General features: G+C 65.1%; 17 protein-coding genes. 13 read left to right on the top strand and 4 right to left on the bottom strand.

Translation table 11 applies throughout. The features are described from left to right. Positions 1-123: 123 nt before the first annotated feature. The 4 genes from rpsR to CRO39_RS02750 all read right to left on the bottom strand — a co-directional run bounded on the left by rpsR (position 124) and on the right by CRO39_RS02750 (position 3,237). Positions 124-354 carry a 30S ribosomal protein S18 gene (gene rpsR, locus CRO39_RS02765; protein WP_057657706.1) on the bottom strand — a complete coding sequence of 77 codons (231 nt, stop codon included), beginning with the start codon at positions 352-354 and terminating at the stop codon, positions 124-126. 23 nt (positions 355-377) lie between these two features. Continuing rightward, entirely contained in the window at positions 378-809 is a 432-nt protein-coding gene (gene rpsF / locus CRO39_RS02760; RefSeq protein ID WP_097120327.1) for a 30S ribosomal protein S6, read from the bottom strand. A 236-nt stretch (positions 810-1,045) separates the two neighbouring features. Continuing rightward, positions 1,046-2,812 (bottom strand): DUF885 domain-containing protein, encoded by a 1,767-nt coding sequence (locus CRO39_RS02755; protein WP_097120326.1) that lies wholly within the window; start codon positions 2,810-2,812, stop codon positions 1,046-1,048. 86 nt (positions 2,813-2,898) lie between these two features. Further along, complete coding sequence (locus tag CRO39_RS02750; RefSeq protein WP_097120325.1) at positions 2,899-3,237, bottom strand: HesB/IscA family protein; 339 nt, start codon at positions 3,235-3,237, stop codon at positions 2,899-2,901. A gap of 202 nt (positions 3,238-3,439) precedes the next feature. Here CRO39_RS02750 and asnS point away from each other — a divergent pair, with 202 nt between their 5' ends. The 13 genes from asnS to CRO39_RS02685 all read left to right on the top strand — a co-directional run bounded on the left by asnS (position 3,440) and on the right by CRO39_RS02685 (position 14,469). Continuing rightward, positions 3,440-4,840, top strand: a complete 1,401-nt coding sequence (asnS, locus tag CRO39_RS02745) for an asparagine--tRNA ligase (protein ID WP_097120324.1) — start codon at positions 3,440-3,442, stop codon at positions 4,838-4,840. A gap of 123 nt (positions 4,841-4,963) precedes the next feature. Then, positions 4,964-5,266, top strand: a complete 303-nt coding sequence (locus CRO39_RS02740) for a hypothetical protein (protein WP_097120323.1) — start codon at positions 4,964-4,966, stop codon at positions 5,264-5,266. After that, on the top strand, positions 5,263-5,571 hold the full coding sequence (locus CRO39_RS02735; protein ID WP_097120322.1) for a hypothetical protein: 309 nt from the start codon (positions 5,263-5,265) through the stop codon (positions 5,569-5,571). The genes CRO39_RS02740 and CRO39_RS02735 overlap by 4 nt, the downstream gene beginning before the upstream one ends. A 6-nt stretch (positions 5,572-5,577) precedes the next feature. Continuing rightward, positions 5,578-6,210, top strand: a complete 633-nt coding sequence (locus CRO39_RS02730; protein ID WP_097120321.1) for an FMN-binding negative transcriptional regulator — start codon at positions 5,578-5,580, stop codon at positions 6,208-6,210. A gap of 157 nt (positions 6,211-6,367) precedes the next feature. Continuing rightward, positions 6,368-7,156: an SDR family oxidoreductase gene (locus CRO39_RS02725; protein ID WP_097120320.1), complete on the top strand. Its 789-nt coding sequence runs from the start codon at positions 6,368-6,370 to the stop codon at positions 7,154-7,156. An 81-nt stretch (positions 7,157-7,237) separates the two neighbouring features. Then, positions 7,238-8,665 carry an aldehyde dehydrogenase gene (locus CRO39_RS02720; RefSeq protein WP_097120319.1) on the top strand — a complete coding sequence of 476 codons (1,428 nt, stop codon included), beginning with the start codon at positions 7,238-7,240 and terminating at the stop codon, positions 8,663-8,665. A gap of 108 nt (positions 8,666-8,773) precedes the next feature. Continuing rightward, positions 8,774-9,439, top strand: coding sequence for a carbonate dehydratase (gene can / locus CRO39_RS02715; protein WP_097120318.1), 666 nt, complete (start codon positions 8,774-8,776; stop codon positions 9,437-9,439). Next, the gene (locus CRO39_RS02710) at positions 9,432-9,881 is read left to right on the top strand and encodes a RidA family protein (RefSeq protein WP_097120317.1); all 450 of its coding nucleotides are present in this window, start codon (positions 9,432-9,434) and stop codon (positions 9,879-9,881) included. Before can ends, CRO39_RS02710 begins: the two co-directional genes overlap by 8 nt. Positions 9,882-9,950: 69 nt before the next feature. Continuing rightward, complete coding sequence (locus CRO39_RS02705) at positions 9,951-10,496, top strand: 3-hydroxyanthranilate 3,4-dioxygenase (RefSeq protein ID WP_097120316.1); 546 nt, start codon at positions 9,951-9,953, stop codon at positions 10,494-10,496. A gap of 391 nt (positions 10,497-10,887) precedes the next feature. Then, positions 10,888-12,153, top strand: coding sequence for a tyrosine-type recombinase/integrase (locus tag CRO39_RS02700; RefSeq protein ID WP_162125666.1), 1,266 nt, complete (start codon positions 10,888-10,890; stop codon positions 12,151-12,153). A 146-nt stretch (positions 12,154-12,299) separates the two neighbouring features. Further along, complete coding sequence (locus tag CRO39_RS02695; RefSeq protein ID WP_097120314.1) at positions 12,300-12,611, top strand: hypothetical protein; 312 nt, start codon at positions 12,300-12,302, stop codon at positions 12,609-12,611. A gap of 48 nt (positions 12,612-12,659) precedes the next feature. Continuing rightward, positions 12,660-12,908 (top strand): helix-turn-helix transcriptional regulator, encoded by a 249-nt coding sequence (locus CRO39_RS02690; protein ID WP_097120313.1) that lies wholly within the window; start codon positions 12,660-12,662, stop codon positions 12,906-12,908. A gap of 181 nt (positions 12,909-13,089) precedes the next feature. Further along, positions 13,090-14,469: a DNA primase family protein gene (locus tag CRO39_RS02685; RefSeq protein WP_162125665.1), complete on the top strand. Its 1,380-nt coding sequence runs from the start codon at positions 13,090-13,092 to the stop codon at positions 14,467-14,469. Positions 14,470-14,473: the final 4 nt, after the last annotated feature.

The following is a 14,473-nucleotide window of genomic DNA, read 5'->3' as shown; positions in this document are numbered from 1 at the left end:
TGTCCGAATGGACGGGATGGTGAGGAAAGAAAAGAGTGGAAAGGAGTGAGAAATGAGTGAGGGGTTTGCCTCTACTCGTTCCTCGTTCCTTGCGGCGAAGCCGCGCCACTCGTTTCTCGCTTATCAGACGTCGTGGTTGTCCGTGTACGGGATCAGCGCCAGGAAACGCGCGCGCTTGACCGCGGTGGACAGCTGACGCTGGTAACGCGACTTGGTGCCGGTGACGCGGCTCGGCACGATCTTGCCGGTCTCGGTCAGGTACTGGCGCAGGGTGTTGAGATCCTTGTAGTCGATCTCTTTGACGCCTTCGGCGGTGAACTTGCAGAACTTGCGGCGGCGGAAGAACTTGGACATGTGTGTGCTCCTAAAGGGCGCGCTTAAGCGGCTTCGGCGGTGTCGGAATCGGAATCGGCGGCGGCAGCAGGTGCCTCGCCTTCCTCATCGTCACGGCGGCGGCGCTCGCCACGCTCGGGCTTGTCGCCCTTCTCGTCCTTGTTCTTCATGATCAGCGACTGCTCGGTATCGGCCGCATCGCGCTTCATGATCAGGTGACGCAGGATGGCGTCGTTGAAGCGGAAGGTCTCGGTCAGCTCGGCCAGCACGGACTGGTCGGCTTCGATGTTGAGCAGCACGTAGTGGGCCTTGACCAGGTTCTGGATCGGGTAGGCCAGTTGGCGGCGGCCCCAGTCTTCCAGACGGTGGATCTGGCCGTTGCCGGCTTCGATGATCGACTTGTAGCGCTCGATCATGGCCGGTACCTGCTCGCTCTGGTCCGGATGGACCAGGAACACGATTTCATAATGACGCATCGTTGTTTACCTTTCGGATGTTGGCCCGGTTTCGCAGGGAAACCCGGGCGGGACAGCCCCCCGGCCGCCCGGAACGGGCGCGGTGGAGCAAGGGTCCTGCGGCGAACTGCCCGCAGGAAGCCCTAAATTATGGCAGCTCAATGACTTAGCTGCAAGGTGGGGCTGGCCGGACCTCCGGGCTTGTCCTTGGGGGACTAAAGGGCTCCCACAACCAGAGTCCCCGGGGCGGCCAAGCCTCAGCCGCCCCGCTTCTGCGCCAGGATCCAGGCGTCGATATGCTTTTCCAGCGCCTCCAGCGGGACCGAGCCGGTGTTCAGGACCTCGTCGTTGAAGCTGCGCAGGTCGAACTTGTCGCCGAGCTCGCGCGCCGAACGCTCGCGCAGCCCGGAAATCTTCAACTGGCCGATCTTGTAGGCCAGCGCCTGCCCCGGCCAGGCGATATAGCGGTCGATCTCGTTGACGATGTCCTGCTCGGTCTTGGGCGCGTTGGCGGTGAAGTAGGCAATCGCGCGTTCGCGGCTCCAGCCCATCGCATGCATGCCGGTGTCCACCACCAGCCGCACCGCCCGCCACATGTCGTAGGTCAGCTGGCCGAAGCGGTCGTAGGGGTCGTCGTACAGGCCCATGTCGTAGCCCAGCCGCTCGGCGTACAGGCCCCAGCCTTCGCCGTAGGCGACGAAATAGGCGGTCTTGCGGAACATCGGCAGTTCCGGCAGTTCCAGCCCGCGGGCGAACTGGAAATGATGGCCGGGCACCGCTTCGTGCAGCGACAGCGCCATCATTTCCCACTTCGGCCGCACTTCCGGCTTGTACAGGTTGACGTAGTAGAACCCTGCCCGGCTGCCGTCGGCAGCGCCGGGCTGGTAGTAGGCGGTGGTGGTGTCGGGGGCGATGTTGTCGGGAATCGGGCGCACGCCGTAGGGCTGGCGCGGGATGGTATGGAATGCCTTGACCAGTTCCGGGTCGATGCGCTTGGACAGCGCCCGGTACGCCTCCAGCAGCTGTTCCGGGGTCTGGTAGAAGAACTTCGGGTCGCTGCGCAGATGGGCGAAGAAGGCAGGCAGGTCGCCCTCAAAGCCCACCTGCTTGCGGATGGCCTCCATCTCGGCGCGGATGCGGGCGACCTCCTCCAGGCCGATGGCGTGGATCTGCGCCGGCGTCAGGTCGGTGGTGGTGTAGTACGCCGCCCGCGAGGCGTAGTAGGCGGCACCATCCGGCAGCGCGGTCGCGGCGATGCTGTCGCGGGCATGCGGCAGATAGTCCGTGTCAAAATAGGCCTGCAGGCGGCGGAAGGCCGGCACCGCGGTTTCGCGGATGGCGGCCTGGGCCTCGTTGCGCAGCGCCGCCTGTTCGGCTTCGGCAATGGTCCCGGCCATCTTCAGGAACGGCCGGTAGAAGGCGCTCTGGGCCGGGTCTTCGACGATCTGCGCGGCAATCTGCGCCGGCACGCGCTGCATCAGCACCTTCGGCGGCACATAGCCCTGCTTCACGCCTTCGCGCATCAGCACGATGGTCTGATCGACCAGCGCGTCCAGGCCGCGGATGCGCGCGATCCAGTTGCGGTAATCGCCCGGCTGGGCGAACGGCATGGCCTCGGCAATGCCGTCGGCGGTCTGCACGCCGCCCTGGTGACCGAGCGGCTGCAGGTATTCCTTGTATTTCTGCCGCAGCAGCGCCTGCTGCAACAGCCACTGGAAGGTGTCGTAGTTCAGCTGATCGGCCGGCGACAGGCTGGCGCGATCGATGGCCTGCAGGCGCTGCAGCGCGGCGCGGTCGCCGGCCTCGCGCCGGGCGATGGCGGCCAGGCTGTAGTCGGTCCAGCGGTCGTTGTAGCGGTTGTCGCCGTTGTAGGTGGCGTTCTCGGGGTTTTCGCGCAGCCCGCGCTCCCACTCTTCGGCGAACAGCTGGTGCAGCGCGGCATGCTTCTGCGGCGCCTGCGCCGATAAAGGCGCGCTGGCCAGGGCCAGCAACGCCAAAGCAGTCCAACCCAGTCTTCGCAGCATGGCACGGCTCCCGATAACTTCGATCCGCGGAGCTTAGCGTTCGGATGCCTGCGCTGTCAGTGCCGGTCGTACCGGCCGGCAAACGCTCAGGCCAGGTCGGTCTCGGTGGTGAAGCTCTCGCCGCAGCCGCATTCGGCGGTGGCGTTGGGATTGCGGAACAGGAAGGTCTCGCTGAGGCCCTGCTTGCCGAAGTCGATCTCGGTGCCGTCCACCAGCGCCAGGCTGTCGGCGTCGACGAAGATGCTGATCCCGTCCTGTTCGAACACGGTGTCGCCGTCGCGCCGCTCGCGGGCCAGATCGGCCACATGGCCCCAGCCGGAGCAGCCGGTGCGGGTAACGCCGAACCGCAGGCCAAGCGCTCCGGGCGTCTCGGCGACAAAACGCTGCACACGTTGCAAAGCGACCGGGGTCAGGGTGATGGCCATAGCAATCTCAACCGATGGAAGACAAGTATAAGGCAGCCCGGATGAAGCCCAGCACGCTCGCGCCGGTGTGCTGGCGCAGGTCCGATCCGGGCGTCCCTGCCCGGGCGGCGCCCGGCGCGCGGTGCGATGCCTCGCAAGCGTGCCTGTTCACCCGGTAAACTCCGCGTTCCCTACATGGTTCTGTTGCCGAAGGATTCAAGTCATGACGGTGGTAAGCGTCGAACATGCGCTGGCGGGCAAGATCCCCGCGGGCGGCGAAGTCACGGTGCGCGGCTGGGTGCGTACGCGGCGCGATTCCAAGGCAGGCCTGTCCTTCGTCAGTGTCAGCGACGGTTCCTGCTTCGCCGCCATCCAGGTGGTGGCGCCGAGCACGCTGGCCAACTACGAATCCGAGGTCAAGCACCTGAGCGCCGGCTGCGCGGTGGTGGCTACCGGCACGCTGGTGGCCTCGCAAGGCCAGGGCCAGAGTTTCGAAATCCAGGCCGAGACCGTGGAAGTGGTGGGCTGGGTCGAAGATCCCGAGACCTACCCCATCCAGCCCAAGCCGCACTCGCTGGAGTTCCTGCGCGAAGTGGCGCACCTGCGTCCGCGCACCAACCTGTTCGGCGCGGTCACCCGCATCCGCAACTGCCTGTCCCAGGCCGTGCACCGGTTCTTCCACGAAAACGGCTACCTGTGGATCAGCACCCCCATCATCACCACCTCCGACGCCGAAGGCGCCGGGCAGATGTTCCGGGTCTCCACGCTGGACCTGGCCAACCTGCCGCGCGAGAAAGACGGCTCGGTGGATTTTTCGCGCGACTTCTTCGGCAAGGAAACCTTCCTGACCGTGTCCGGCCAGCTCAATGTCGAGGCCTACTGCCTCAGCCTGAGCAAGGTCTACACCTTCGGTCCGACCTTCCGCGCCGAGAACAGCAACACCACCCGCCACCTGGCCGAGTTCTGGATGGTGGAGCCGGAAATCGCCTTCGCCGACCTGATCGAAGACGCGCGGGTGGCCGAGGAATTCCTCAAGTACCTGTTCCGCGCCGTGCTGGACGAGCGCGGCGACGATATGGCCTTCATCGCCGAGCGCGTGCAGAAGGATGCCATCAGCCGGCTGGAGGGCTTCATCAACGCGCCGTTCGAACGCATCGACTACACCGATGCGATCAAGCTGCTGCAGGGCGCCGGCAAGAAGTTCGATTTCCCGGTCGAATGGGGCCTGGACCTGCAGACCGAGCACGAACGCTGGCTGACCGAGGAACACGTCGGCCGTCCGGTGGTGGTGATGAACTACCCCGAGCACATCAAGGCGTTCTACATGCGCCTGAACGACGACGAGAAGACCGTCGCGGCGATGGACGTGCTGGCGCCGGGCATCGGCGAAATCATCGGCGGCAGCCAGCGCGAGGAGCGGTTGGACGTGCTGGATGCGCGGATGGCGCAGTTCGGCCTGGACCCGGCGCATTACGGCTGGTACCGCGATTTCCGCCGCTACGGCACGGTCCCGCACGCCGGCTTCGGCCTGGGTTTCGAACGGCTGGTGGTCTACGTTTGCGGACTGAGCAACATCCGCGACGCCATCCCCTACCCGCGCGCGCCCGGCAATGCGGAATTCTGAAAACAAGGAACGAGTGATGAGGAACGAGAAACGAGTAACAGCGAAGCGGGTCGGCTCCTCTCTCGTTCCTCACTTCTCACTACTCGTTTCTCGTTTCTCATCACTCGTTTCTGCTCCCAAACCATGATCCTGTTCCTCGCCCTGTGCTTCGTCGGTATCGCCATCGCCGGTTTCTGCGCGTTCGTGATTTTCTGGCCGCTGACGCTGGTGCACGTGCGCGACAAGCATGATGCGCTGTCGCGCCAGTGGGGCGAAGGCGCGTTCCTCAAGCGCCAGGCGCTGGGCTGGCTGCTCAGCGGCCGCTATCGGGAAACCGCGGACAGTTCGCTGACCGGGCTGGCCACGCCCGCGCGGATTTCGCTGCTGGTGATTTTCTTTGCGCTGGCGATGGCCGGCCTGTTGTGGCTGTGGTCGGTGACGTTATGAAAGAAGATGTCCGTGATGAATGGTTCGTCGCCTCGCTGGGGCGCACGCTGATCTGGGCGCGGCTGCGCGTGCGCGAGGCCGGCACCGCCGAGGTGCTGGACAGCGACGGCAATACCCTGCCCTACGACAGTGAAGACAGCGCCCGCGCGGCATTATTCGATGCCGAGTTCGTCGCTTTCGACGGCTTGGACGAGGAAGACGCGCTGGCGCGCGGCTTTTCGCTGGACGAGATCTCGCCGCCGCGCGCCGACAGCGATGAGGCGCTGCGCGGGTTGATGGTGCAGTCGCTGGGCGGACGCGCCTGAGCCGCGATGTATCAGCCAGCAAGATTCATGGAGACCGACCTGGCCGGACTGGACTGGCTGCTGGCGCGCGATCCGTTCGTCACCCTGGTCACCAGCGCCGATGGCCTGCCCTTCGCCAGCCACCTGCCGGTGCTGTACGCGCGCGACGGCGAGCGCGTCATCATCGAAGGCCATTGGGCCAAACCCAACCCGCAGGCGCGCCATGGTGGTCCCGCGCTGATGATCGTCCATGGACCGCATGCCTACCTCTCCCCTGGCTGGTATCCGGACAAGGAAGAAGCTGCGCGCGTGCCGACCTGGAACTATGCGGCCGCCCATCTGTACGGCCGGCTCGATGCCACCGAAGACAGCGCGGCGCTGGCCGATATCGTCGACCGCCTGAGCCAGGTCAACGAGGCCCGGATCGGCAGCGACTGGCGGTTCGAGCACGATGACGAACGATTCACGCGGCAGTTGCGCGGCATCGTCGGTTTCCGTTTCGTCCCCGAACGCATCGAACTGAAGTTCAAGCTCAGCCAGAACCATCCGGCGGCGAACGTCGAAAGCGCGGCCATGGCGCTGCAACGGCAATCCAGCGCCCAGGCCGATGAGATTGCCGAGCTGATGCTGGACAGGTTGGCGCGGCGCCAGAACCCTTAACTGCCTCCCTGTAGGAGCGATGCCGCGATGGGGCTTTCCCATGAAAGCTTCATCGCGACTGACGTCGCTCCTACGGTTACAGCCGTCGCCCTGATTGGCCCCTGCCGGAAACCGCCGGCACGCATTAGACTCAAGGCAAGTCCCCAGGAGTCGATGCATGGATCTGAACCTGTCCGGCAAACATGCGCTGGTCTGCGGCGCCTCCGAAGGCATTGGCCGCGCCGCTGCGCACGAACTTGCGCTGCTGGGCGCCGATGTCACCGTGCTGGCCCGCCGCGAATCGGTGCTGCAGGACGTGGCGGCATCGCTTCCGCGCATTGCCGCCGGACAACGGCACGAATGGGTCGCCGCCGACGTCGCGCAGCACGACAGCCTGCGCGAACGCCTTGCCGCGCTGACCAGCGTGCGCCCGCTGCATATCCTGATCAACAACACTGGCGGCCCGCCGGTCGGCCGCGCCATCGATGCCGACACCTCCGCCTATCTCGAGGCCTTCCAGCGCCATCTGCTGGCCAACCAGATCCTGGCGCAGGCAGCCGTGCCGGGCATGCGGCAAGCGCAGTGGGGCCGCATCGTCAACGTCGTTTCCACGTCGGTGAAGGAGCCCATCGCCAACCTGGGCGTGTCCAACACCATCCGCGGCGCTGTCGCCAGTTGGGCCAAGACGCTGTCGCGCGAGCTCGCCGGCGACGGCATCACCGTCAACAATGTGCTGCCCGGCTATACCCGCACGCAGCGGCTGCAACAGATTCTGCGCGACCGCGCTGGCAGCAGCGGCAAGGACGAAGACGCAGTGGCCGCCGGCATGCTGGCCGCCGTGCCGGCCGGACGTTTTGCCGACGCCAGCGAAGTCGCCGCCGCCATCGCGTTCCTGGCCTCGCCCGCGGCCGCCTATATCAATGGCGTCAGCCTGGCGGTGGACGGCGGGCGTATGCTGTCGATCTAGCGCTTGCCGGCCGTGCGCCGCTCAAGGCGCGCTGAAGGCCTCCGTCCCGCACTGGCCGTCAGACGATCTAAGCTACCCGCCATGCAGACCCTGACCCATTGGATAGATGGCCAAGCACGGCCTGCGGCCAACGGCCGCTGGCTGGAGGTATTCAATCCAGCCAGCGGCGAAGCGTTCGCACGGGTCGCCGCCGGCGATGCCGCCGACGTCGAAGCCGCGGTGGCCGCCGCCGAGCGCGCCTTTCCGGCCTGGTCGGGGCTGCGCAATTCCGAACGCGCGGCCTGGCTGGAGAAGCTGGCCGCCGCGCTGGAGGCGCGGCTCCAGCAATTCGCCCGCGCCGAATCGCTCGATGGCGGCAAGCCCTACGCGCTGGCGCACGATGCCGAAATTCCGCGCGCGGTTTCCAACCTGCGATTCTTCGCGCATGCGGCCACCCAGTTCGCCAGCGAATCCCACCATGGCGAGGCAGGACTGAACTACTCGCTGCGCGCGCCGCTGGGCGTGGTCGCGACGATCTCGCCGTGGAACCTGCCGCTGTATCTGTTCACCTGGAAAATCGCACCGGCATTGGCCGCCGGCAACACGGTGGTGGCCAAGCCGTCGGAAGTCACGCCGCTGACGGCGACGATGCTGGGCGAACTGGCCGCCCAGGTCGGCCTGCCAGACGGTGTCCTCAATATTGTCCATGGCAACGGCCCCGACGTGGGCGAAGCGCTGGTTGCCCACCCTGCGGTCAGGGCGATTTCGTTTACCGGCAGCACCCCGGTCGGACGGCGCATCGCCGGCATCGCCTCGCCGTTGCTGAAGAAGATCTCGCTGGAGCTGGGCGGCAAGAACCCGACCCTGGTGTTCGCCGACAGCCACTGGCGCGCGCACCTGGATGTCATCGTGCGTTCGGCGTTCCAGAACTCCGGCCAGATCTGCCTGTGCGGTTCGCGCATCCTGATAGAACGCGCTATCTACCAGGAATTCCGGGAGGCATTCATCGAACGCGTCGCCGCGCTCAAGCATGGCGACCCTGTCGACGCGTCGACCCGGCTCGGCCCACTGGTTTCGCAAGCCCATTGCGACAAGGTCATGGCCTGCATCGAACGCGCCAGGGCCGAAGGCGGACGCGTGCTGCTGGGCGGGCAGCGATTGCCCGGCGCGGGCTGGTACGTCGCCGCCACGGTATTCGAAGGCCTGGGCCCGGAGACGGCCAGCAACCGCGAGGAAATCTTCGGCCCAGTGGCCACGCTGCAACCGTTCGACGACGATGCCCATGCGCTGGCGCTGGCCAACGCCAGCGAGTACGGACTGGCGGCGATGCTGTGGACCAACGATCTGGGGCGCGCGCACCGCCTTTCGGCGCAGCTGCAAGCCGGCATCGTCTGGGTCAACAGCTGGCTGATGCGCGATCTGCGCACGCCGTTCGGCGGCGTCGGCGCGTCCGGCCTGGGCCGCGAAGGCGGCGCGGAAGCGATGCGATTCTTCACCGGGGCCAAAAACGTCTGCATCGCGGCGGGTTAACGCGATTCGCGCTGCAATCGTCCTGCCGGCTGCTGACGTCCCTGCCGGATGCAGGCAAACTATGCGATCAGACCTGTTGTCCCCTTCTCCATCGCACGGAAACCTTCAGTGATCGAACTCGACAAACTGCTGCGCAACAACCGCGAATGGGCCGAACGGATCCGGCAGGAGGATCCGGGCTTCTTCGAACGCCTGTCGCAGCAGCAGTCGCCACGCTACCTGTGGATCGGCTGCTCGGATTCGCGGGTGCCGGCCAACCAGATCCTTGGCCTGGACCCGGGCGAGGTATTCGTCCATCGCAACATCGCCAATGTGATGTCGCACGGCGATCTCAATTGCCTGTCGGTGATCCAGTTCGCGGTCGACATCCTGAAGGTCGAGCACATCCTGCTGGTCGGCCACTACGGCTGCGGCGGCGTGCATGCGGCCATGACCGGAGCGCGCGTGGGCCTGGCCGACAACTGGCTGCGCCATGTCGCCGACGTGGCCCAGAAGCACGCCGCGCTGCTGGAGCAGGTAGAGAGCGAACCGTTGCGCCATGCCCGCCTGTGCGAACTGAACGTCATCGAACAGGTGGTCAATGTCTGCCAGACCACCGTGGTGCAGGATGCCTGGGCACGCGGCCAGGCGCTGGCCGTGCACGGCTGGGTCTACGCCCTGTCCGATGGCCGCGTGCGCGAACTGGGCATGGACGTGGCCGCCGCCGATCGACTGATGCCGGCCTACCAGCAGGCGGTGGCAGCCATGCCGGTCAAGGGCAGGCGCGATGAGTGATGCGGTCCGCACCGATGCCGCGCCGGCGCCGGTGGGCGCGTACCCGCATGCGCGCCGGGTCGGCAACCTGCTGTTCCTGTCCGGCATCGGTCCGCGCGACCCGGCCAGCAACGCCGTCGTCGGCAACGTGCACGATGCCGAGGGCCGTCTCATCAGCTACGACATCGACGCGCAATGCCGCGCCGTATTCGCCAACGTGCGCGCGGTGCTGCAGGCCAGCGGCGCGCGCTGGGAAGATCTGGTCGATGTGACCGTGTACCTGACCGATATGGCGCACGACTTCAAGGCCTACAACCGGGTCTGGGCGGAGTATTTCCCGGATCCCGCCACGGCCCCCTGCCGCACCACGCTGGGCATCACCGCGCTGCCGACGCCCATCGCGATCGAGCTCAAGTGCGTGGCCGCGCTAACGTCCCCTCTCTTGCACGCGGGAGAGGATTAGGTGAGGGCCTGAGCGGCTCGCACTCTCACCCTGGCCCTCTCCCGCAAGCGGGAAAGGGGGAGAAACTCCATGCTTCCCAATCCCATCAACCTGCAAGCCTGGATCGACGAAAACCGCCACCTGCTCAAGCCGCCGGTCGGCAACAAGACGATCTATGTCGATGATTTCATCGTGATGGTGGTCGGTGGCCCCAATCAGCGCACCGACTACCACTGGGACGAAGGCGCCGAATGGTTCTACCAGTTGGAAGGCGAAATGGTGCTGAAGATCCAGGAGGCCATGCCCGATGGAAGCAGCACCGCCCGCGACATCCCCATCCGCGCCGGCGAAATCTTCCTGCTGCCGCCGCGCGTGCCGCATTCGCCGCAGCGCATGCCCGGCTCGGTCGGGCTGGTGATCGAACGCAGGCGCCTGCCGCACGAGAACGACGGCCTGCTGTGGTATTGCGAAAACTGCAACCACAAGCTGTACGAAGAGTATTTCCCGCTGAAGAACATCGAAACCGACTTCCCGCCGGTGTTCGAGCGCTTCTATTCCTCGGCCGAACGGCGTACCTGCAAGGCTTGTGGCCATCTGAATCCGGTGCCGCCAAAGTACGCGACGCCGGAAACCTGAGCCGAAGGACTGGAATACGGAGCTTGTCCCTCGACCCCTGTCCGGCAAGCTGCCGGCCGATCCGCGGGATTAACAGGCTCCGTCGCTGCCGCTCGCGTCCATTGGCTGTCCGCACCAGCGCTGCGGAAAATCCGGCCCCGCCAAACCCTGGAGAAGGCCTTCCCGCACGTGTACGGGCCCTGTTTTGCCTTGCATCGCACCGTGCCCACCCAAGCGCGCTCGGCTAAACTGCGGCGATGCTCAAAATCGACACTCTTGAGCATGTTGGTTTCATGGCATCCCGCACAGTTCTTAGAAAGATGTATATCCGGATATACATCAAACACTTAGAGTTTCATTGGGAACCAGAGCCACCCATTGCATCCCGGCACAAAGTGGGGTGAAAATGCGGGTGAAATCCAACTTCACCCAAAGGCTCTTGAGTATGGCCCTGTCTGATACGGCGGTTCGCAACGCGAAACCTGAGCCCGGGAAGCGGGTCACCAAGCTCCACGACCGGGACGGACTTTTCCTGCACATCGCCCCAACCGGCACAAAGTCATGGGTGGCGCGGTACCGAATCCACGGCAAGGAACGAAGCATCGCGCTAGGCCGCTATCCATCGCTCGGCCTGGCCGGGGCACGAACGAAGGCGCAGGAGGCGCGCCGAACGCTTGCCAGTGGCGTGGATCCTGTCCAGGAGAAGCGCCGACAAGCCGCCGAGGCAGCCACAACGGACGCCGCCCGTTTCGCCGTGGTCGCAGATGATTGGCGGAAGCGGCAGGCCTGGTCACCGGCGGTCCGGAAGCAATACGACAAAATGTTCGAGCGGGACATCCTCCCAGCACTTGGCCGCCTACCCGTGGCCGATATCGATATCGATGCCGTGCAGACCGTCGTGGATCGAGTCGCCAAGCGGGGCAAAGTCGTCGCCGGCCATGTGCTCCTGCTGATCCGCGGTGTGCTTGCCCAGGCCGTTGCGAAAAAGCAGATCCCCTACAACCTCGCCCGCGAGGTCCGCGCGCCAAAACGCCCCAAGGGCGCCAAGCAGTCGTATCGCCACCTTGAGGGATCCACCGCGGTCCGGTCGTTGCTGGACAAGCTGGACGGCTACGGCGGCCGGCCGGAGACCGTTATCGCCCTGCGGTTGTTGTTGCTGTGCTTCACCCGCCCTACCGAACTGCGCGAGGCGCGCTGGGTAGAGTTTGACCTCGATGCCGTCGACGCGAATGGAAAAGCGGCGCCCACTTGGACGATCCCAGGCGAAAGGATGAAGCGCGGCCGACCTCACATCATCCCCCTGAGCGATCAGGCGACCGCCCTACTTCGCGATCTGCAGACGCTGACAGGCACCGCGGGATGGCTTTTCCCGCATAGCCGCGACACCAAGAAGCCGATGGCCCGCGAGACGCTGCTGCGCGCGCTGCGGGACTATATGAAGTTGCCTACCACCGTGCACGGATTCCGCCACCTGGCATCCACGACGTTGAACGCCCAAGGCTTCAACCGCGACCACATCGAGCTGCAGTTGGCACACTGGCGCGAGGATACGCGCGGCGCGTACAACAAAGCCCAATGGTTGCCGGAGCGCCGGAGCATGCTCCAGGCCTGGGCGGATTGGCTGGATCGCATTCGTGTGCCGGCGGATAACGTGATCGAACTGCGAGGCGTCGCGTGAAGCGCGGGCGTGGACGCCCTGCCCTCGATGTGCGGCGGGCAGACGGGCAGCGCGCGCTGGATGCGGTGATGCTGTTGCGGCGATTCCGCCGTGGTGCTCGTGGGAGAAAAGTACCCGCGTGCGCTCGTGTCGCGACAAGTTACGGCGTGAGCACGCGGACCGTCGAGCGATGGGACAAGGAGCTTGGCCGGCTCGCCGACACCATGTTGCGTCTGCATGACAGGTTCTCATGGGCACCAGCCGCGGTCGCCGGCATAGAACGATGGAATCGCGCGTATCGGCTATTGACCATTGACCTGCAACCGATCGTCGCTGCATCAGACACCGAAATGGCCGTAATCATCGAAGCCGTCGAGGCTGAGGCAGTCACGGCCCATGCGGTTAGCGTTCCCATCGAGAGGTGGATGGCGCAAAAAAACACCCGACAAAAAATCGCGGAGTTGCTGACCACGGCGTAATTGCCGCACAACATACGTGTACCCCAACTCATCCCCGAGGGTACCGTAATGAAATCTCCGCTCATCCTCGCCCAAGGTGGCGAACTCCGCGAAGGCGAGCGTTTGCTGCGCCTTCCCCAAGTCCTCCAGATCATCCCTGTCTCACGCTCGGAATGGTATCGACGCCTTGCCGCCGGCGACGCACCAGCCGCAGTCGAACTAGGTCCGCGCGCCCGTGCATGGCGCTTGTCGGACATCAACGACTATCTGATCCGCATCGCCGCCCGTGACCGCACCCAGGTGGGCAGCGCGAAGTGAACCCTCGCCGAACTACAAATCGAGGGTTGCCGAGGGTCCGCGTCGCTGCGAGCGTGCTGCGCATGAACATCCGTGCCAGTCTCCGTTCGAAACCGCCGCTTCGTGACGCGCCCCCAGTGTCCGCTTACCTTCGATCTCCGGTTCACAGCTGCGAGGTGACGGAATGACGGAAGCAGTGCCAATGCGTCGTCGTGCCGCAAAAGTCGACCCTAAGGCACCGTTGGATGCCGCGCGTTCTTTCTGCCTGCAATACCGGGTCGGCAACGTAAACGGCTTGCGATGCTGGAACGGTGACCACTACCTGTGGATGGGAACACACTGGCGACATCTGCCAGAGCCTGAGTTGCGCGCGCTTCTCTATCAGTGGCTGCAGGGTTGCACCGACTACCAAGGACAGGAGATCAAGCCCACCCGGCGCTTGGTCAACGATGTGCTCGACGCTCTCGCTTCCGACGTCTACCTTGCTCTGGCGTCCGAACCCAACTGGCTGCCAGGTCACGCTGGCGAAGGTGCCCCCGGCAATTTGTTGGTATGCCGCAATGGTCTCCTCGACATGCCCAGCCGGAAGCTGCAGCAGTCGGACGTGCGCCTGTTCGCGACCACGGTGCTGCCGGTGGACTTCAACCCGAGGGCCGGACAGCCCGTCGCGTGGCTGCGATTCTTGGCGATGCTGTGGCCCGATGATCCCGAAGCGATCGCCCTGTTGCAAGAATGGATCGCTCTTTGCGCGTTGACGGACGATACCAGCCACCAGAAGGCCCTACTGATCGTTGGGCCGCGCCGCTCTGGTAAGGGAACGATCCTAAGAATCCTGCGCGAACTGGCGGGACCGGCAAATGTCTGCAGCCCTACCTTTGCGTCCTTGGGTATGCCGTTTGGCCTGCAAAGCCTCATAGGCAAACGGGTCGCCTTGCTCTCCGATGCACGGCTATCCGGTCGTGCGGACGTGGCTGTAATCGCGGAAAACCTGTTGAGGATCACTGGCGAAGATGCCGTGAGCGTGCCGCGCAAGCACCAGATCGATTGGAACGGCACGCTGCCCAGCCGCTTCACTGTGGCGACGAATGAGCTACCAGCTATGGCAGATGCTAGCGCAGCGCTCTCGTCTCGATTCCTGATCCTGCGGCTAACTCGGACCTTCTACGGTGCCGAAGACCACCAGTTGACGGCCAAATTGTTGCAGGAACTACCGGCGATTCTGCTATGGGCGCTCGACGGTCTCGACCGGCTGCGAAGGCGCGGACGGCTAGTGCAGCCCGCAAGCAGCCAGGAACTGGTCGACGAACTCGAGGCGCTGGCGTCCCCAATCACGATGTTTGTCCGGGACTGCTGCGTTCTCGCGCCGACGGCCGAGGGCTCCATCTCGTCGCTGTATGACCGTTGGCTGGATTGGTGCCGCGACGCCGGTCGCGACCACCCAGGAACCGCTGCTGACTTCGGAAAAAAGCTGCGAGCAGCCTTCCCGCAGATCCGCACAACGCAGCCTCGGCGCCAGGGTCGTCAGGTCCGCTGTTACGCCGGACTCCGGGTCCGCCATGTCGGCGACCCCGACACGCGCTGACACG

The sequence above is a fragment of the Pseudoxanthomonas wuyuanensis genome, assembly GCF_900215535.1.
In the GTDB taxonomy this organism is placed as follows: Bacteria; Pseudomonadota; Gammaproteobacteria; order Xanthomonadales; family Xanthomonadaceae; genus Pseudoxanthomonas_A; species Pseudoxanthomonas_A wuyuanensis.
The sequence above is the reverse complement of the archived record's forward strand: the minus strand, read 5'-3'. Positions and strand labels throughout refer to the sequence as shown.

Bases quoted from the DNA above. Each gene is read 5' to 3' on its own strand.
- rpsR (WP_057657706.1), bottom strand. From the start codon at position 354: ATGTCCAAGTTCTTCCGCCGCCGCAAGTTCTGCAAGTTCACCGCCGAA.
- rpsF (WP_097120327.1), bottom strand. From the start codon at position 809: ATGCGTCATTATGAAATCGTGTTCCTGGTCCATCCGGACCAGAGCGAG.
- CRO39_RS02755 (WP_097120326.1), bottom strand. From the start codon at position 2,812: ATGCTGCGAAGACTGGGTTGGACTGCTTTGGCGTTGCTGGCCCTGGCC.
- CRO39_RS02750 (WP_097120325.1), bottom strand. From the start codon at position 3,237: ATGGCCATCACCCTGACCCCGGTCGCTTTGCAACGTGTGCAGCGTTTT.
- asnS (WP_097120324.1), top strand. From the start codon at position 3,440: ATGACGGTGGTAAGCGTCGAACATGCGCTGGCGGGCAAGATCCCCGCG.
- CRO39_RS02740 (WP_097120323.1), top strand. From the start codon at position 4,964: ATGATCCTGTTCCTCGCCCTGTGCTTCGTCGGTATCGCCATCGCCGGT.
- CRO39_RS02735 (WP_097120322.1), top strand. From the start codon at position 5,263: ATGAAAGAAGATGTCCGTGATGAATGGTTCGTCGCCTCGCTGGGGCGC.
- CRO39_RS02730 (WP_097120321.1), top strand. From the start codon at position 5,578: ATGTATCAGCCAGCAAGATTCATGGAGACCGACCTGGCCGGACTGGAC.
- CRO39_RS02725 (WP_097120320.1), top strand. From the start codon at position 6,368: ATGGATCTGAACCTGTCCGGCAAACATGCGCTGGTCTGCGGCGCCTCC.
- CRO39_RS02720 (WP_097120319.1), top strand. From the start codon at position 7,238: ATGCAGACCCTGACCCATTGGATAGATGGCCAAGCACGGCCTGCGGCC.
- CRO39_RS02710 (WP_097120317.1), top strand. From the start codon at position 9,432: ATGAGTGATGCGGTCCGCACCGATGCCGCGCCGGCGCCGGTGGGCGCG.
- CRO39_RS02705 (WP_097120316.1), top strand. From the start codon at position 9,951: ATGCTTCCCAATCCCATCAACCTGCAAGCCTGGATCGACGAAAACCGC.
- CRO39_RS02690 (WP_097120313.1), top strand. From the start codon at position 12,660: ATGAAATCTCCGCTCATCCTCGCCCAAGGTGGCGAACTCCGCGAAGGC.
- CRO39_RS02685 (WP_162125665.1), top strand. From the start codon at position 13,090: ATGCGTCGTCGTGCCGCAAAAGTCGACCCTAAGGCACCGTTGGATGCC.